Here is a 17,230-nt window from a genome sequence, read left to right as displayed (position 1 = left end):
CCCACCTCCGCCGCGTCATCGCGGGCTGTTGAGAAATTCCCGGATGGTGTGACCATAAGGGCTCTGGCCGGTCCTGCCGTCCCTCCACCTCCGGGGGCCTGATGCCGCACGACGAGTGGCGCGTCGCGATGGTCGTCCCGTTGCGGGGTCCGGCGGGCCTGTTCGCCCCCTCCTGCGAGGCGGTCATCGAGCTCGCGGTCGACGAGGTGAACGCGCACGGCGGCATCCTCGGCCGCGAGGTGGTCGCGGAGATCGTGGACGGCGGCGACCGGCCGGACCAGGTGGCCGCCGACGTCCGGCGACGCGTCGACGCCGGCGCCGTCGCGGCGGTCAGCGGCTGGCACATCTCGTCGGTGCGCGAGGCCCTCGTGCCCGTGCTGGCGGGGCGGGTGCCGTACGCCTACCCCTCGCTCTACGAGGGCGGGGAGTCGCGGCGCGGGGTCTTCTGCAGCGGCGAGACCCCGGACGTGCAGATCGCACCCGCGCTGCGCTGGATGCGCGACGAGCTCGGCGCCCGGCGGTGGTTCGTCGTCGGCGACGACTACGTCTGGCCGCACCTCTCGGCCCGCGCCGTCCGCGGCTTCGCCCACGAGCTGGACCTCGACATCGTCGGCGAGGCCTTCGTCGCGCTGGGCGCCATGGACGTCGAGCGGCTCGTGGACCGCGTGGAGCGCGCACCGTGCGACGGTGTCCTGATGCTGCTCGTCGGGCAGGACGCCGTGGACGTCAACCGCGAGTTCGCGCGCCGCGGGCTCGACGACCGCCTCGTGCGCTTCAGCCCGCTGATGGAGGAGAACATGCTCCTGGCGAGCGGCGCGGACGCGACGGGGAACCTCTTCGTCGCCTCGTCCTACTTCCGCTCCATGGCGACGGCCGGCGCGCTCGACCTGCTCGGCGGCTACCTGCGCAAGCACGGTCCCGAGGCGCCGGCGCTGTCGAGCGCCGCCGAGAGCTGCTACGAGGGGCTGCACACCCTCGCGGCGATCGCGCACCGCGCGGCCACCGACCGCCTCGAGGCCTGGGACGCCGCCGTCGACGGGACGGCCTACGAGGGGCCGCGCGGCACCGTCGAGTTCCGCGGGCGGCAGGCCCGCCAGCCCGTGCACCTCGCCGTCGCGAACGGCGTCGACTTCGACGTGCTCACGGCCCTCCCCGCCGTCGCCCCTTGACGTCGCCGGGCGGAAGTACTCTCATGTGGGAACTTCTCGCTTGGTGATGATCGGAGTGCTCATGCCCGAGACCGTGTTCCGTGTGGACCAGTCCAAGTCGATGCGCGACCAGGAGGTCCCGGGGCACAACCGGTGGCACCCGGACATCCCCGCCGCCTCCTCGGTGCGGCCCGGGGACGTGTTCCGGATCGAGTGCAAGGACTGGACCGACGGTCAGGTCCGCAACGACGACTCGGCCAACGACATCCGCGACATGGTCCTCGACCACAACCACATGCTCTCCGGCCCGATCCACGTGGAGGGCGCCGAGCCGGGCGACCTGCTCGTCGTCGACTACCTCGACCTCGGGCCCGCGCGCGCCGGCGCGGCGTCCGTGGGCGACGAGCCCGGCGAGGGCTGGGGCTACACCGGGATCTTCGACATCAACAACGGCGGCGGCTTCCTCACCGACCACTTCCCGCGGGCCGGCAAGGTCATCTGGGACTTCCAGGGCATGTACGCCACCTCGCGTCACCTGCCCGGGGTCCGGATCGCGTCCAACGTCCACGCCGGGCTCGCGGGGTGCGCGCCGGACGCCGACCTGCTCGCCCGGTGGAACCGCCGCGAGCAGGCGCTCATCGACACGAACCCGGACCGGGTGCCGCCGCTGGCGCTGCCGCCGCTGCCGAACCACGCGCTGCTCGGGACCATGGGCTCGTCGGACGCGGAGAGCGCGGCCCGCGAGGCCGCGCGCACCGTGCCCCCGCGCGAGCACGGCGGCAACGTCGACATCAAGAACCTGTCGATCGGCTCCCGCGTCTTCTACCCCGTGTACGTGCCGGGCGCGAAGTTCTCCATCGGGGACCTGCACTTCGCCCAGGGCGACGGCGAGATCAGCTTCTGCGGGGCCATGGAGATGGGCGGCTACGTCGACGTGCACGTCGACCTCATCAAGGACGGGGTGAACAAGTACAAGACCGACACGCCGATCTTCCAGCCCGGACGCCACGAGCCGCGCTACACCGAGTTCGTCTCGTTCATCGGCATCTCGGTGGACGAGGCCGGCGACCAGCACTACATGAACGCGACGGTCGCCTACAAGCGCGCCTGCCTGAACGCCGTCGAGTACCTCAAGCAGTTCGGCTACACCGGCGAGCAGGCCTACCTGATCCTGTGCGCGGCACCGATCGAGGGGCGCATCAGCGGCATCGTCGACATCCCCAACGCCTGCTGCTCGCTGTACCTGCCCACCGGCATCTTCGACGTCGACATCCGCCCCACCGGCGACGGCCCGACGCTCGTCGACCGGGGCCAGTGCGCGACGGCGAGCTAGCCCGGGCTTCACGCCGCGCCCGGTGCGCCGCGCCTAGGGTGCGCGGTATGCCTGGAATGTCCGTCCGTCGCGGCGCCGCCGCCGTCCTGCTCGCGTTCGCGGTCGTCGGCGGTGCGTCCGCCTGCACCGAGACCGAGGAGCCCGAGGACGACGCGCCCAGCCAGCAGGTGCCGGGCCAGCAGGTGCCCGGCCAGCCCGAGCAGGAGGAGGACGACTGATCCGCTCACCCGGTCGGGCGCACCCCGGCGCCCGGCCGGGCGCCAGCGGGGAGACTGCCGCGCGTGACCGGGACCGAGGCCGTCGACACCCACCTCGTGCGCTGGGGCCCGTTGCGCCTGGACGTCGAGCCCGGCGTCTACGGGACGGTCGTGCTGATGACCGTGCTGGTCGTCGCGCTCGACGACGGCATCGAGGACTTCGCCGAGGCCGCGCAGGTGATCCTGGGCCCGCTGCTGGCGACGTTCGCCGCGCACCTGTTCGCGTCGGTGCTCGCCCGTGTCGCCCGGCAGTCGGCGCCGCCGACGCGCGCGGAGCTGCGGCACCTCACGGGGCACGCGGCGCAGTACCTGGTGCTCGCCGTCGTCCCGCTGCTCGTCGTCGTGGTCGGGGCGGCGAGCGGGCTCTACGACCCCGAGGACGCCGTCGACCTCGTCTGCTGGCTGGGGCTGGCGTACCTCGTCGTGCTCGGCGGCGTGGGCGGGTGGCGGGCGCGGCGGGGCCTGCCCGGGGCCCTCGTCGGGGCGTTCGCCGCGGGCCTGCTGGGGTTCTTCGTCCTCGTCCTCCGGGTGGTGCTGGAGCACTGATGGGTCACATCGGTGACCGCCGGGGGAACGATGTATGACCCGCGGACGTCTTCTGTGCATGGTGTTCTCGGCGCGGCGTCTCATGCTGGCGGCCCTGCTCGTGGTCGCCGCGGTGATCTGGGTGCTGATCAACAAGCCCGTCGAGGGCGAGGTGCTGCTCGAGCTGAGCCGGCGGCACGGCGTCACCACGGCCGACCTGCTGTCCGTCGTCATGCTCGCGATGGCGGTCGTGATCGCGTGGCCCTCGCGGCGTCGCGAGCGTCCCGCGCCGTTCGCCGCACCGCGGGCGCCGCGGCCGTCGACCGACCCCCAGGGCGCGCCGGCCCCGTACCGGGGTGCGCCGCCCTGGACGTCCCCGGCCGCGCCCACGCGCCGGAGCTGAGCGGCCGGATGCGGCCTGGATTCGTGGCGTCACCGAGCATCGGGAGGGAACGGCGATGTCGTCGGCGCAGGTCTGGCTGATCACCGGCACGAGCAGCGGGTTCGGGCGCGCGATCGCCCGGGAGGCGCTGGCGCGGGGTCACCGCGTGGTCGCCACCGCCCGGCGGGTCGAGGACGTCGACGACCTCGCCGCGCTCGACCCGGAGCGGGTGCGCACCGCCCCCCTCGACGTCACCGACCCCGCGGCCGTGCGGGCGGCGGTCGACCTGGCGGTGGCCGCGTTCGGGCGCATCGACGTCGTCGTCAACAACGCGGGCTACGGCAGCCGCGGGGCATTCGAGGAGTTCACCGAGCAGCAGATCCGTGACCAGTTCGAGGTCAACGTGTTCGGCGCGCTCGCCGTCACGCGCGCGGTGCTGCCGGTCATGCGCGCGCAGGGGTCGGGTCACGTGATCCAGATGTCGTCGCTCGCGGGGGTGCGCTCGGCGCTCGGGGGGTCGGCGTACTCGGGCTCGAAGTTCGCGCTCGAGGGGGCGTCCGAGGGGCTCGCGGTGGAGGTCGCGCCGCTGGGCATCAAGGTCACGATGATCGAGCCGGGCCCGTTCCGCACCGACTTCGCGGGCCGATCACCGGCACGCGCGGAGCCGATGGAGGCGTACGCCGCGATCCTCGACGAGTCGCGCGCCCGGTTCGCCGCGCTCCACGGCACCCAGCCCGGCGACCCCGAGCGCGCCGCCCGGGCCGTCCTCGACGTCACCGAGCTCGACGACCCGCCCCTGCGCCTGCCGCTCGGCCCGTCGGCGTTCGACTCCATCCGCGCCACCCTGAACGCCCGCCTCGCCGAGCTCGACGCCGTCGAGGAGCTGGGGCGTCACACGGACTTCCCGACGGAGACCGTGTCCTGAGGACACGGTTCCGCCCGGAACCAGCGGCCCGACCGCGTCCCCTCGAGGCGGACGAGGCCGGCGTCGGGGAACCACGGCCGCTTCCGCTCCGCGGTGACGACCACCCACCGCCGCGCGACGGCGCGCGCCAGCGCGACCCACTCCGGGGTCAGCGGGGTGCCGACGGTGTGGTCGCGGGCGAGGGCGAAGCCGTGGTCGGAGGCGCGCGGGTCGGTGAACATCGGGTCGAGCAGGACGACGTCGACGTGCTCGCCGCGCGCGGCGAGGTCCGCGAGCACCTGCCGGGAGTCGCCGTGGCGGACCTGCACCGGGGCCGAGCCGGGCCGGGGGATGGCGCCGGCGAACCCCTCGGTGGCGAGGACGGCGAGGACGAGGTCGGCCTCCACGCCGAGTACCGCGCCGTCGGGTCCGACGGCCCAGGCGGCGACGAGCGCGTCGCGGCCGAGGCCGAGCGTCGCGTCGAGCACCCGGTCGCCGGGGCGGAGCTCGCCGGCGCGGATCAGCGGGTCGGTGTCGCCGTGACGCAGGGCCCGCAGACGCTTGGCCGCCGTGCCCTGGTGGAACGTCAGGCGTCCGCGCGCGGACTCGGCGACCCAGCCCTCCGCGGTGCACACCAGCGCGGTCGCGGCGTCCCCGCGCGCGGTCGCGACCGAGCGCCGGTGGCGGTCGACGACGGGCAGGCCCCAGGCGTCGGCGAGGCGCCGGGCCTCGGCGCACACCGCGTCCGACGGCGACTTGCTCGTCGTGACGACGACCCCGGCACCCACGTCGTCGAGCCTGCCTCCTGCCGCGTCCGGAACGGGAGGCCGGGGTGGTGACGACCTGGCGCGCCGGGACGGGCCGCGCGTGACACCGTGAGGCGGTGACGGCGACGGGGCGGGCAGCACGGGTCGCGGTGACGACGGCGCTGGCGTTGCTGGTCCTCGGCGGGGTCCTCGGTGGCTGCTCGAGCGAGTACACGCAGGGCACCTCGTCACCGGCCGCGCGGCCGAACACCTCGCTCGAGGCCGCGCGCACCAAGCTCGGCCTCGTCCAGCAGGACCCCTGCTACACCTCGCGCGACCTCCTGCGGCAGTGGCCGGTCTGCGGTCGCTGGGAGGAGGAGGTCCGCAACGTCGCGAGCGCGGCGGCGGGCGCCCGGCCCGACGACCGCGAGATCACCGACCCGTCCGCCGCGGTGGAGACCGGCCACGAGCACTTCCTCCGCGCGGGGTGCCCCGCCGGCGTCGCCCCGGCCGACCCCGCGACGTGCGTGGCCGCCGTCGGCGAGACCCGCGTCGCCGTGACACGCCTCGCCACGGGCATCGCCGCTGCCCGCTGATCATCAGCCCGGTAGGGCAGGGTGCACGGCGTGGCGGAGGAGGAACGGGCGAACGCGGCGTGCCTACGAGCGCGAGCCGGTCGGGGTGTACGCCGCGGTCGCCCGGGTGCCGTGAGCGAAGTTCACGGCTATAGCCGCGAACTTCGCTCACGTGGGCCGGTCAGAGGAACGCGTCGAGGGTGATCGGCAGCGAGCGCACGCGCACGCCGGTGGCGTGGTGCGCGGCGTTCGCGATCGCGGCGGCGGCGCCCACGATGCCGATCTCCCCGATGCCCTTGGACCCCATCGGGTTGACGTAGGGGTCGTCCTCGTCGAGCCACTCGACGTCCATCCGGCCGACGTCCGCGCAGGTCGCGATGTGGTAGCCGGCGAGGTCGCGGTTGACGACGTGGCCGAACCGGTCGTCGAGCACGCTCTCCTCGTGCAGGGCCGCGGAGAGCCCCATCGTCATGCCGCCGAGGAACTGCGACCGCGCCGTGAGCGGGTTGACGATCCGTCCCGCGGCGAAGACGCCGAGCATCCGCGGCACGCGGATCTCGCCGGTGTCGGCGTGGACGGCGACCTCGGCGAAGTGCGCGCCGTACGCGTGCATCGCGTACTCGCCCGCCCACGGGTTGTCCGGGGTCGTGGCATCGGCCGCGTCGCCGTCGTCCGGGTCGTCGCCGTACTTGTCCCGGAAGCGCTCCGCCGCCTCGGTGATCGCGGCGCCCCAGGACGTGGTGCCGCTGGAGCCGCCCGCGGGCGACGCGGAGCCGAACGCGGTGTCGCCGATGGCGAGGTCGATCCGCTCGACGGGCACGTCGAGGGCGTCGGCGGCGATCGCGGTGAGTGCCGCCCACGCGCCCTGCCCGATGTCGGAGGCCGCGATCTCGACGACGTAGCGCGGTGCTCCGGACCCGTTCCCAGCTACCCCGTTCCTGGCTGCCCGGACCCGTGCCTCGGAGCCGGGGAACCGCACGACGGGGAACGTCGCCGCGGCCACCCCGCTGCCGTGCCACCAGCCGTCGACCAGACGTGACCGCGGCGTCGGGTCGCGGCGCGACCAGTCGAACAGCTCGGCGCCCCGGCGCAGGCAGGCCACGAGGTTGCGGCTGGAGTAGGGCAGGCCCTCCTCGGGGTCGACCTCGGGCTCGTTGCGCACCCGCAGCTCGATCGGGTCGACGCCCAGGGCGACGGCGAGCTCGTCCATCGCGCACTCGGCGCCGAAGCTGCCCGGGGCCTCGCCGGGCGCGCGCATGTAGGTCGGGACGCCGATGTCGAGGGGCGCGACGCGGTGGCTCGTGCGCCGCGTGTCGGCCTCGTACATCCCGCGGCTGAACGCCGCCGTGGGCTCGACGAACTCCTGGATGCGGGAGCTCTGCTCGACGACGTCGTGGGTGATCGCGGTGAGCCGGCCGTCGGCGTCGGCGCCGAGCGCGACGTGCTGGATCGTCGCGGGCCGGTACCCGACGAGGTCGAACATCTGCTGGCGCGTCAGCGCGTACTTCACCGTCCGGCCCGGGACCGCCCGCGCGACGAGCGCCGTGAGCACGGTGTTCGGGTGCGTGCCGCCCTTGGACCCGAACCCGCCGCCGACGTGCGGGGCGACGACGTCCACGTCGTCCTCGGCGAGCCCGAACGCGCCCGCGAGCGTCTGCCGGGTCCAGCTCACGGCCTGGGTCGCCTCGTGCACGACGAGGCGGCCGCCCTCCCAGACGGCGACCGTCGTGTGCGGCTCCATCGGCTGGTGGTGCTCCATCGACGTCCGGTAGGTCGCGCGCACCGTCACCGCGGCCTGCGCGAGCGCCGCGTCGGGGTCGCCGCGGGTGTCGTCGGAGGGCGCGCCGGTGACGAGGGTGTCGGGGCCGTAGAGCTCGGGGGAGTCCTCGTCGAGCGCGGCGACGTGCGGCTCCTGCGCGTACGTCACGCGCACCAGCTCGGCGGCCTCGCGCGCCGTCTCCGACGTCGTGGCCACCACGGCGGCGACGTACTGGCCGTGCTGGTGCACCTGCGCCGACTGCAGGACGCCGTGGTCGGGGTCGATCGCGTCGGACAGGCGCGGCGCGGTCTCCGGGGTCAGCACGAGGACGACGCCGTCGAGCGCGTCCGCGGCGGACGTGTCGATCGCCGTGACCCGTCCGCGGGCGATCGCCGCCTGCACCGGGAAGAGGTACAACGGCTCGGCCGCCGGGTGCTCGAAGGCGTACGGGGCGCGCCCGCGGACCTTCTCCGGGCCCTCGGGACGCGGCACGGCCGTGCCCATGGCGTGCGGGGTGAGGGTCACGCGTGCTCCTCCCTGCCGGTCAGCCCGCGCAGCGCGGCGGTGACGGCGGCGGTCACGAGCGGCAGCTTGAACGCGGTGCCGCCGCGCGGGCTCTCGACGGGACGGGCGTCGACGAGCTCGGCGCGGGCTGCGGCGCGGAAGGTGTCGTCGGTGGCGGGGGCGCCGACGAGGGCCTCCTCGGCAGCGGTCGCCCGCCAGGGCTTGTGGGCGACGCCGCCGAGGGCGACGCGGGCGTCGGTGATCGTGTCGCCGACGACCTCGATCGCCGCCGCCACCGACACCAGGGCGAACGCGAACGACGCACGGTCGCGCACCTTGTCGTACGTCGAGCGCGCCGCGATCGGCGAGGGCGGCAGGTCGACGGCGGTGATGAGCTCGCCGTGGGCGAGGACGGTGTCGCGCGACGGCTCGCCGCCCGGGAGCCGGTGCAGCGCGGAGAGCGGGATCGTGCGCTCGCCCTCGGCGCCGAGCACGCGGACCTGCGCGTCGAGCACGGCCAGGGCGACGGCCATGTCCGACGGGTGGGTGGCGACGCAGGCGACGTCGGCGGGTTCGTGGGTCGCGCCGAGCACCGCGTGGTGGCGCGCCCAGCCCTCCAGCGCCGAGCACCCTGACCCGGGCTCGCGCTTGTTGCACGGCGTCGTGAGGTCCTGGAAGTAGGCGCACCGGGTGCGCTGCAGCAGGTTGCCGCCCGTGGTGGCCATGTTGCGCAGCTGACCGGACGCGCCGGCCAGCAGGGCCTGCGCGAGCACCGGGTAGCGGGCGCGGACGCGCTCGTCGGCGGCGAGGTCGGCGTTGCGCACCCCGGCGCCGATGGACAGGCCGCCGTCGGGAGCGTCGGTGATCTCCGTCGAGGTCAGACCGGTGACGTCGACCAGCGTGCTCGGGGTGGCGAGGCCGAGGCGCAGGTGGTCGACGAGGTTGGTGCCGCCGGCGAGGAACGCGGCGCCGGGGTCGGCGGAGACGGTGGCCACGGCGCCCTGGGCGTCGTCGGGCCGCTCGTAGGCGAAGGGCTTCAACGGGCCACCTCCCGGTGGGCGACCTCGTCGACCGCGTCGACGATGTGCGCGTAGGCGCCGCAGCGGCAGAGGTTGCCGCTCATGCGCTCGGCGATCTCGGTGCGGTCGAGGTCGACCCCGGCCGTGAGGTCGGCGGAGAGATCGGGGGTGACCACGCTCGGGTGGCCGGCGGCGGCCTCCTCGAGCATGCCCACGGCGGAGCAGATCTGGCCCGGCGTGCAGTACCCGCACTGGTAGGCGTCGTGGGCGAGGAAGGCCTCCTGCAGCGGGTGCAGCTCGCCGTCGGCGCCGAGCCCGTCCGCGGTGGTGACCTCGGAGCCGTCGTGGGCGACCGCGAGCGACAGGCAGGACAGGGTCCGGCGGCCGTCGAGGAGCACGGTGCAGGCACCGCACTGACCGTGGTCGCAGCCCTTCTTCGCGCTGGTGATGTCGAGGTGCTCGCGCAGGGCGTCGAGCACGGTGGTGCGGGTGTCGACGGTGAGCTCGTGGCGCCGCCCGTCGACGGTCAGGGAGAGATCGGCGTGCACTCCAGGCAGGTACCCCGTGTCGGCAGGGCCACCCGCACGGGGCACCGGTCGACGGGACCGCCTCCTCGGCGCACGATGGAGACATGGCAGAGGTCGAGATCGCCGGGGTGGGCCAGGAACAGGGCAGCGAGGACCCCGTGCTCCTGCTGCGCGAGCAGGGCGGTGCGCGCCGCTACCTCGCGATCTGGATCGGCGCGCCCGAGGCCACGGCCCTCGCGGCCGCCGAGGTGGCGGCCACCCTGCCGCGACCGCTGACCCACCGGCTGCTGCTCGACGCGGTCGAGGCCTTCGGCGCCCGGCTCGTGCGCGTGCGGCTCACCGAGCTGGTCGAGGGGCAGTTCCACGCCGAGCTGGACCTCACCACGTCCGACGGCGGCACCCGCGCGGTGTCGGCCCGCGCCAGCGACGCGGTGACGCTCGCCGTGCACCAGGGCTGCCCGATCGAGGTGTCCGAGGCGGTCCTCGACGAGGCCGCCCTGCCCGCGAGCGCCGTCGCCACGGTCGGGGGTACCGAGGACGAGCCCGACGAGGCGGACCCGGCAGCGGGGGCGACGTCCGCCGACGTCGAGGACGAGGTGGAACGCCTGCGTCGCGCGCTCGCCGAGGCCACACCCGACGACTTCAAGGCCGACGAGGAGTAGGGCCCTACCGCGAGGTCGCCGACATCTCTCGGTCGGCGCCGAACGGAGGTGCATTAGCACCCACCCCCGGGTGAGGCACGTACATCCTTCTGGCGTGTCGCGACGATCCACGTGACACTCCGTGTGTGACATGGGGGCGTACGCATCGATCGGGATCACCGTTCGGGGACGGCGCGGTGCGGATGGCGGACGTGCGCCCGGAGCTGGTCGGGGTGCACGACGCCGAGGCGACGGCGCCGTACGTGGCCCGCGCAGCGGACGACCGGCTCGAGAACGTCCTCGGCGCGGACCACCCGCTCGTGGTGGTCACCGGCGACCGGCTCGCCGGGACGTCCCGGGCCGTGCACCGCGGGCTGCGCCGGATGCTCGGGGACACCCGGCTCCTGGCGATCGCCGACCCGCACACCGTCGACCTCGCGCGGGCGCTGACGTCGGCCGCGGAGACGGCCGCGCGCTCCGGGCCGGTGGTCGTGCTCGCCGACGACGCGCCGCCCGCACTGCTCGACCAGGTCGTCCCCGGCATCGTGGGACGGCTGTCCACCGACGTCCGGCTGGTGCTCACCGCCCGGCGGACGTCCCTCGACGCCTTCGTCGCCGGCCCCACCCGCGCGCTGCTCGACGCGGCGCTGGTGACCATGCCCGTGGACGGGACGCCGGCGGGGGAGCAGGTGCGTCCGGTGCTGCGGGCGCGCGCGATCCTCGATCCCGTCGGGTGGTCGTCGCTCCTGCCGCTCGCCCTGCTGCGCATCGCGGTGGACTGGGAGCGCCTCCACGTCCCGGCCCCGCTGACGCCGCAGCTGCTCGCCGAGATCGCGCCGGTGCACCTCGCCGCGCTGGGTGTGCCCGCGCCGGAGCCCGAGGAGCTGCGACGGGTGGCCCGCGACCTCGTCCGGACCGACCACGGCGGGATGCGGCTGCTGCGCGCGACCCGCCGCGACGGGCGCGTGCACCTCGCCGCCGACCGTCTCTTCTCCCACCTCGCCGACCGCGACGCGGCGGGCTGGGCCGTGTCCGAGGAGCTGGCCCGCGACCTGTGGGCCCGCCTCGGCCCGGAGGAGCGCGCCCGCACCGCGCGCGTCGCGCTGGCCCGGGGCGACGACCAGGTCGCGCTGTGGCTGGCCACCCAGGTCGCGCCCGACGACCTCGAGCCCGAGGCCCTCTACCGGCTCGGCGTCACGCTCGCGCAGCGCTCGGCCGCGCACACCCCCGAGCCCGGCCGCTGGGACCGCGGAGCGATCAACTGGCTCACCGCGGCGCTCGACCGCGCCGAGGGCGACCTCGTGGGCCGCGCCCACCGGATGATCCTGGCGATCGAGTCCCGGCGCGACGGTGTCGTCGACGTCCCCGTCGCCCGCACGTCGGTGGACAGCTCCTCGGAGGAGCAGACCCCGCCGCCGCGCGTCCGGCTGATCCGGATGCGCGAGGTCGCGCGGGCCTGAGGGCGGCTCAGCCGGCTCAGGCAGCCACGCGACGCAGGGAACGGTCGGCGACCGTCAGGACGGCGAACAGCACGGACGCGGCGAGCATGACGAGCGCGAGCTCGTGCATCCCCGCGGTGCCGGCGCCGTCGCGGAAGACGATGCCGTTGGTCGCCGACGCCGTGATGGCGCCCAGGTAGAAGAACGTCCGCATGAGGCCGGCCGACGAGCCGAGGCGCGCCGGGTCGGCCTGGTGGTAGACGGCGTTCTGGTTGGCGAGGTTGTTGAGGCCCTGCGGGATGCCGGCGAGCACGGCGACGGCGAGCAGGAACCACAGCGCGCTCTGCGCGTCGACGAACAGCAGGACGACGGCCAGCGCCACCTGCGCGAGCCCCCCGACCAGCAGCTTGCCGCGGATCCGCGGCGACCGCCCGGTGATCGACGAGACCACGATCCCGGCGGCGAACACCGGCAGCAGCACGAGCCCCGCGATCTGCGGGGAGAGCCCGCGACCCTCCTCGAGCCACTGCGTGAAGCCGTAGAGCAGGGCGTACGACGTGATCGCCGCGAGCAGCGACCGGGCGTAGGTGGCGAGCAGCGGGAGGTTGCCGCCGAGCAGGCGCAGGTCGAGGAACGGGGCCGGCGCGCGCAGCTCCCACCACGTCAGCCCGGCTCCCGCGGCAACGCTGAGCACGGGCAGCCACAGGTCGGCGCGCAGGTGCGTCAGGAACAGCAACAGCGTGACGAGGGTGGCGACGAACAGGACGATGCCGAGCGGGTCGATCGCGCGGAGGGCGTCGCCGAGGCGTGTACGGCCCGAGGAGGCACCCCGAGGGAGGTAGAGCGCGCCCAGGACCAGGCAGGCCAGGGCGAGCGGGACGTTGACCGTGAAGGTCGCCCGCCAGCCGCCGACGCCGATGAGGAACCCGCCGAGCGTCGGCCCGATCACCGCGACGGTCTGGGTCGACACCGCGAGCACGGTCAGGATGGTCGCCGGGCTGTCCTGCCCGGTGCGGTCGGCCTCGCCGCGGATCAGCGTCATCGCGGCCGGGTAGCCCGCGCAGGTCCCCAGCCCGAGCAGGACCCGGGAGAGCACGAGCACCCCGATCGACGGGGCCAGGGCGCCGACGAGGCCGCCGACACCGATGAGCACCGCGCCGGCGAGGAAGAGCCGGCGTGCGCCGTAGAGGTCGACGAGGCGCCCGACCACGGGCTGGCCGATCGCCGTGGCGAGGTAGAGCCCTGAGACCAGCCAGGCGGTCTGCGCCGGCGCCGCCCCGAGTGCCGCACCGATGGGGACGAGCGCGACCGCGATCATCGACGAGTTGATCGGGTTGAGGATCGCGCCGAGCACCATCGGCGCGACGAGCCGGCGGTCGAAGTGGTCGGGGGCCGGGTCCGCACCGGGACGCAGCTGGTGGAGGCTCGTCGTCATCAGCGGGCGGTCACCACCCGGTCGAGCAGGCCCATGGCGGCGATGACCGTGGCGCGCTCGTCCTCGGTGAGCTGCTCGTGGAGCGTGCGGGCCAGCCACTCCTCGCCCGCGGCGCGGGTGCTGCCGAGCAACGCCCGGCCGGCAGGGGCGACCGAGATCGTCTGCCGGCGCCCGTCGTCGGGGTCGGGCCGGCGCTCCACGAGGCCGCGCTCGGCGAGCGCGCCCACCGACACCGCCACCGACTGCGGGCGCACCCCCTCGGCGGCCGCGAGCTCGCTCGCCGTACGCGGGCCCTCGCGGTCCAGGCGGCTCAGCAGCGACGTCTGCGTCGGCGTCAGCTCGTCGGGGTCGCGCGACTCGCGCAGCCGCCGACGGAGACGTCCCACCGCAACGCGCACCTCGTGCGCCGCCCGCACCGCCGACGTGCTCAGTTCCCCGGTCGCCGCCACGGGCTCCAGTCTAGGTCGACAGTCTCAACTGTTCAATGTGAACTGTTCAGTTCGTCCTGTCGATCGCTGTCGAGGTACGCATGTCCGGCGATGCGGTCGGCGAACGCGGCGCTGTCGAGCGCGACGGGCGGGTGCTCGGCGAGGAAGCGCAGCAGGCGCTCGGCGAAGGCCTCGGACTGGTCGGCGTGCGGGAAGTGGCCCGCCCCCTCGAAGAGGGCGAGCTCGCTGTCCGGCACCAGCTCGTGCGCCCGGCGGCCGTGGTCGACCGGGATCAACGTGTCGGCCGTGCCCCAGGCGATGAGCAGCGGCAGGTCCGCGGCCAGGTCGAGACGCGACGTGGCGCGTACCCGCTGGCCGCCGCCGTCGATGACGCTGCGCGCGGTGTGCACGAAGGCGCGGCGGTGGACGGGGTCGGCGAGCGACGCGTACGCGCGGCCGGCCTCCCACGACGACGGAGAGATACGGGCGAGCTGACGGGGGAGCCGTCCGGCCACCCCGGCGATCGTGCGGGCGGCCGAGACGACGCCGGTGCCCGCGATGACGGGCAGCACCCACTCGGCCGCCGGCAGCGTCGCCGCGCGCAGGGCCGGGCTGACCTCGCGGCCCAGCCCGCCGGAGTCGATGAGCACCAGACGGCTCGTGTGCTGGGGGAACTGGAACGCGAACTGCTGGGCCACCCCGCCGCCGAGGGAGTGGCCGACGACCGTGGCGCGCTCGTAGCCGAGCGAGACCAGCAGGTCGCGCAGGCCGGTCGCGTAGCCGCCGAGCGAGTAGTCCGCCCAGGGCGCCGACGACGACCCGTGTCCCAGCAGGTCCGGCGCGATGTAGCGACGGCGGTCGCGGCGCCGCGCCATCTGCGCCAGCAGCGGGCTCCAGGTGTGCGCCGAGCCGGCGATGCCGTGGATCAGCAGGACGAGCTCGCCGTCGCGCTCGTCGACGTCGTGTGTGGGTCCGGAATCCCAGAAGGAGACGTGGTCGCCGTGCAGGGTGGCGTATCGCCGCAGCGTGCGGCGGTGGACTGCTGTCGAGTCGTCGGTCACTCGGACCTCCCCTCGAGGCTTTCTCCGGGATGCCCGGGGCGGGGTCGACGGACCCGCGATCGGCGCGTGAGCCGCGTCAAGCCCGGGCCCTCTCCGACCGGCGTTTGGACGGAACTCCAAAGGCCGGCCGAGACCGTCTCGCGAGGGCGCGCGGGGCTCCCTACCGTCCGGCGGGCGACATGACGAGGGGAGAGGGATGGCCTGGGACTTCTCGACCGAGCCGGAGTTCGCGGCCGAGCTCGACTGGGCGCGCCGCTTCCTGGAGGAGGAGATCTACCCGCTCGAGGTGCTCGACCTCGACCACGGGACCTTCCGCCGGCTCGCCGCGCCCCTGCAGGAGCGTGTGAAGGAACGCGGCCTGTGGGCGGCGCATCTCGACCCGGAGCTCGGGGGACGGGGCTTCGGCCAGCTCAAGCTCGGCCTGCTCCACGAGGTCCTCGGTCGCAGTGAGCTCGCGCCGTTCGTCTTCGGCTGCCAGGCCCCCGACTCCGGCAACGCCGAGCTCATCGCGCTCGCCGGCACCGAGGAGCAGAAGCGGCGCTGGCTCGACCCGCTGCTCGACGGGCGGATCCTCTCGGCATTCGCGATGACCGAGCAGGGAACAGGCTCCGATCCACGTCAGTTCACCACCCGCGCGGAGCGCGACGGGGACGAGTGGGTGCTCACGGGCCGGAAGTGGATGGTGGGCAACGCCTCGCGGGGCGACCTGCACATCGTCCTCGCCGTCACCGAGCCCGACGCCGACCCGCACCACCGCATGTCGATGCTGCTCGTCCCGGGCGACGCACCGGGCATCCGCGTGCGCGACCTGGGCCTGATGAACGACCCCGGCGGCGAGAACCCCGTGTGGGCGCACGGCGAGGTCGACTACGACGGCGTGCGGGTCCCCGCGGAGAACCTCCTCGGCGGTCGTGGGGAGGCGTTCACCCTCGCCCAGCGCCGACTCGGGCCCGGTCGGATCCATCACTGCATGCGGTGGATCGGGGTGTGCCGGCGGGCGTTCGACATGCTCGCCGAGCGGGCGGTGTCGATCGCTGTGCACGGCGGCCCGCTGGCCGACAAGCAGACGGTGCAGAACTGGGTGGCCGACAGCGCGGCGGCGATCGAGGCCGCCCGCCTGCTCACCCTGCAGACCGCGTGGCGCATCGACCAGGTCGGCGCGCCGGCCGCCCGCACCGAGATCGCCATGATCAAGTACCACGGGGCGACGGTGCTGCACGACGTGCTCGACCGCGCGGTGCAAGTCCACGGCTCGCTGGGGTTCACCACCGACATGCCGCTCGAGCAGATGTACCGCTGGGCGCGGGCCGCGCGGATCTACGACGGCCCGGACGAGGTGCACCGGGTGAGCGTCGCTCGGCGTCTCCTACGCGACTACACCCCGACCCCGGTCCCGTCCGAGCACGTCCCCACCCGACGCGCGGCTGCCCTGGCCCGCTTCACCGAGATCCTGGAGCACCCGCTGGAGACGGTCTCGTGACCACCGCGACCCTCGCCGTGCCCGCCGGTCTCGCGGCGTGGCTCGACGAGCATCTCGACGGCGCCGGGCCCTGGCGTCTCGAGCGCCTCACCGGCGGGAACTCCAACGAGACCTGCCTGTTGAGCGACGCGGCGGGCGCCTCGTGGGTGCTGCGCCGTCCGCCGCCGCACGCCCTGTCGGCGTCCGCGCACGACGTCGGCCGCGAGCACCGGGTGCTCACCGCGCTCGCCGTCGCAGGCGCACCCGCCCCGCGACCCGCCGCGTGCTGTGAGGACCCGGACGTCCCCGGTGGCCCGTTCCTCGTCATGGAGCACCTCGCCGACGCCGTGTCGATCACCGACACGCTGCCCCAGACCTGGCCGTCGGACGGTGTCGTGGCCCTCGCCGATGAGGTCGTCGACGCCCTCGCCGCCGTGCACCGGGTGGCGTGGGACGAGGTGGGCCTCGACGGGTTCGGACGCCCCGACGGGTTCCTCGAGCGCCAGGTGCGGCGGTGGTACGGGCAGTGGGAGCGGATCGCGCGCCGCCCGCTGCCGCGGATGGACGACCTCGCCGCCTGGCTGGAGCGCCGGCGTCCGGCGAGCTTCCAACCCGGCCTCGTGCACGGCGACTTCCACGTCGACAACTGCCTGTTCGCCCGCGCCTCGCCCCGCCTGCTCGCGGTGATCGACTGGGAGATGGCCACCATCGGCGATCCGCTGCTCGACCTCGGGCTCCTCCTCGCGTTCTGGGGCCCGCGTCCGGTGGAGAGCCCCGCGATGCCAGCCCTGCAAGCGGTCTCCCGCACTCCCGGTGCGCCTCCGGTCGAGCACCTGGTGACGCGCTACGAGGCGCGGGTCGGCCGCCCGGTCGGCGACGTCGCGTACTACCGCGTGCTCGCGCTCTTCAAGCTCGCCGCGATCGTCGAGGCCGCCTGGTCCCAGCACCTCGCCGGCGACCTCGACACCCCGTACGCCGCGGCCCTCGGGCACGACGTCCCCACCCTGCTCGAGGAGGCATGGGCCATCACGGGCTCTTAGAGAGGTCCACAACGCGTCGCGGCCGCGATGGTGCCGCCGGGACGGCGC

Annotated in this window: 18 protein-coding genes; 11 read left to right on the top strand and 7 right to left on the bottom strand. The window is 74.8% G+C overall.

Translation table 11 applies throughout. From position 1 onward, the window contains the following. Positions 1-101: 101 nt before the first annotated feature. The 6 genes from PH191_RS07870 to PH191_RS07845 all read left to right on the top strand — a co-directional run bounded on the left by PH191_RS07870 (position 102) and on the right by PH191_RS07845 (position 4,570). On the top strand, positions 102-1,169 hold the full coding sequence (locus tag PH191_RS07870) for a substrate-binding domain-containing protein (RefSeq protein WP_274194065.1): 1,068 nt from the start codon (positions 102-104) through the stop codon (positions 1,167-1,169). A 61-nt stretch (positions 1,170-1,230) separates the two neighbouring features. After that, a complete protein-coding gene (gene fmdA / locus PH191_RS07865; protein WP_274194064.1) occupies positions 1,231-2,481 on the top strand; it encodes a formamidase in 1,251 nt (416 codons plus the stop codon). 47 nt (positions 2,482-2,528) lie between these two features. Further along, entirely contained in the window at positions 2,529-2,699 is a 171-nt protein-coding gene (locus PH191_RS07860; protein WP_274194063.1) for a hypothetical protein, read from the top strand. A 63-nt stretch (positions 2,700-2,762) separates the two neighbouring features. Then, entirely contained in the window at positions 2,763-3,284 is a 522-nt protein-coding gene (locus tag PH191_RS07855) for a hypothetical protein (protein ID WP_274194062.1), read from the top strand. A 34-nt stretch (positions 3,285-3,318) separates the two neighbouring features. After that, a complete protein-coding gene (locus tag PH191_RS07850) occupies positions 3,319-3,666 on the top strand; it encodes a hypothetical protein (protein WP_274194061.1) in 348 nt (115 codons plus the stop codon). Positions 3,667-3,721: 55 nt separating this feature from the next. Continuing rightward, positions 3,722-4,570: an oxidoreductase gene (locus PH191_RS07845; protein WP_274194060.1), complete on the top strand. Its 849-nt coding sequence runs from the start codon at positions 3,722-3,724 to the stop codon at positions 4,568-4,570. On the opposite strand, the gene PH191_RS07840 is transcribed toward PH191_RS07845, so the two are convergent. Further along, a complete protein-coding gene (locus tag PH191_RS07840) occupies positions 4,537-5,337 on the bottom strand; it encodes a class I SAM-dependent methyltransferase (protein WP_274194059.1) in 801 nt (266 codons plus the stop codon). The genes PH191_RS07845 and PH191_RS07840 overlap by 34 nt on opposite strands. A gap of 95 nt (positions 5,338-5,432) precedes the next feature. On the opposite strand from PH191_RS07840, the gene PH191_RS07835 reads away from it, so the two are divergent. Continuing rightward, on the top strand, positions 5,433-5,891 hold the full coding sequence (locus PH191_RS07835; RefSeq protein ID WP_274194058.1) for a hypothetical protein: 459 nt from the start codon (positions 5,433-5,435) through the stop codon (positions 5,889-5,891). A 160-nt stretch (positions 5,892-6,051) separates the two neighbouring features. Here PH191_RS07835 and PH191_RS07830 read toward each other — a convergent pair whose 3' ends face one another. From PH191_RS07830 to PH191_RS07820, 3 genes are read right to left on the bottom strand one after another with little or no spacing between them, the layout of a single operon-like run. Then, on the bottom strand, positions 6,052-8,133 hold the full coding sequence (locus tag PH191_RS07830; RefSeq protein ID WP_274194688.1) for a xanthine dehydrogenase family protein molybdopterin-binding subunit: 2,082 nt from the start codon (positions 8,131-8,133) through the stop codon (positions 6,052-6,054). Positions 8,134-8,150: 17 nt separating this feature from the next. After that, on the bottom strand, positions 8,151-9,173 hold the full coding sequence (locus PH191_RS07825; protein ID WP_274194057.1) for an FAD binding domain-containing protein: 1,023 nt from the start codon (positions 9,171-9,173) through the stop codon (positions 8,151-8,153). Then, positions 9,170-9,700, bottom strand: coding sequence for a 2Fe-2S iron-sulfur cluster-binding protein (locus tag PH191_RS07820; protein WP_274194056.1), 531 nt, complete (start codon positions 9,698-9,700; stop codon positions 9,170-9,172). Before PH191_RS07820 ends, PH191_RS07825 begins: the two co-directional genes overlap by 4 nt. 83 nt (positions 9,701-9,783) lie before the next feature. On the opposite strand from PH191_RS07820, the gene PH191_RS07815 reads away from it, so the two are divergent. Continuing rightward, positions 9,784-10,341: a bifunctional nuclease family protein gene (locus PH191_RS07815; RefSeq protein WP_274194055.1), complete on the top strand. Its 558-nt coding sequence runs from the start codon at positions 9,784-9,786 to the stop codon at positions 10,339-10,341. A gap of 176 nt (positions 10,342-10,517) precedes the next feature. Continuing rightward, the gene (locus tag PH191_RS07810; protein WP_274194054.1) at positions 10,518-11,780 is read left to right on the top strand and encodes a hypothetical protein; all 1,263 of its coding nucleotides are present in this window, start codon (positions 10,518-10,520) and stop codon (positions 11,778-11,780) included. Positions 11,781-11,796: 16 nt separating this feature from the next. Here PH191_RS07810 and PH191_RS07805 read toward each other — a convergent pair whose 3' ends face one another. The 3 genes from PH191_RS07805 to PH191_RS07795 are packed head-to-tail and all read right to left on the bottom strand — an operon-like array spanning position 11,797 to position 14,683. Continuing rightward, a complete protein-coding gene (locus PH191_RS07805; RefSeq protein WP_274194053.1) occupies positions 11,797-13,194 on the bottom strand; it encodes an MFS transporter in 1,398 nt (465 codons plus the stop codon). Next, positions 13,194-13,643: a MarR family winged helix-turn-helix transcriptional regulator gene (locus tag PH191_RS07800; RefSeq protein WP_274194052.1), complete on the bottom strand. Its 450-nt coding sequence runs from the start codon at positions 13,641-13,643 to the stop codon at positions 13,194-13,196. Before PH191_RS07800 ends, PH191_RS07805 begins: the two co-directional genes overlap by 1 nt. 32 nt (positions 13,644-13,675) lie before the next feature. Next, positions 13,676-14,683 carry an alpha/beta fold hydrolase gene (locus tag PH191_RS07795; protein WP_274194051.1) on the bottom strand — a complete coding sequence of 336 codons (1,008 nt, stop codon included), beginning with the start codon at positions 14,681-14,683 and terminating at the stop codon, positions 13,676-13,678. 196 nt (positions 14,684-14,879) lie between these two features. On the opposite strand from PH191_RS07795, the gene PH191_RS07790 reads away from it, so the two are divergent. Next, positions 14,880-16,163: an acyl-CoA dehydrogenase family protein gene (locus PH191_RS07790; RefSeq protein WP_274194050.1), complete on the top strand. Its 1,284-nt coding sequence runs from the start codon at positions 14,880-14,882 to the stop codon at positions 16,161-16,163. Beyond that, complete coding sequence (locus tag PH191_RS07785; RefSeq protein WP_274194049.1) at positions 16,160-17,182, top strand: phosphotransferase family protein; 1,023 nt, start codon at positions 16,160-16,162, stop codon at positions 17,180-17,182. Before PH191_RS07790 ends, PH191_RS07785 begins: the two co-directional genes overlap by 4 nt. Positions 17,183-17,230 lie beyond the last annotated feature (48 nt).

This window comes from Actinomycetospora callitridis (genome assembly GCF_028737265.1).
In the GTDB taxonomy this organism is placed as follows: domain Bacteria; phylum Actinomycetota; class Actinomycetes; order Mycobacteriales; family Pseudonocardiaceae; genus Actinomycetospora; species Actinomycetospora callitridis.
The sequence above is the reverse complement of the archived record's forward strand: the minus strand, read 5'-3'. Positions and strand labels throughout refer to the sequence as shown.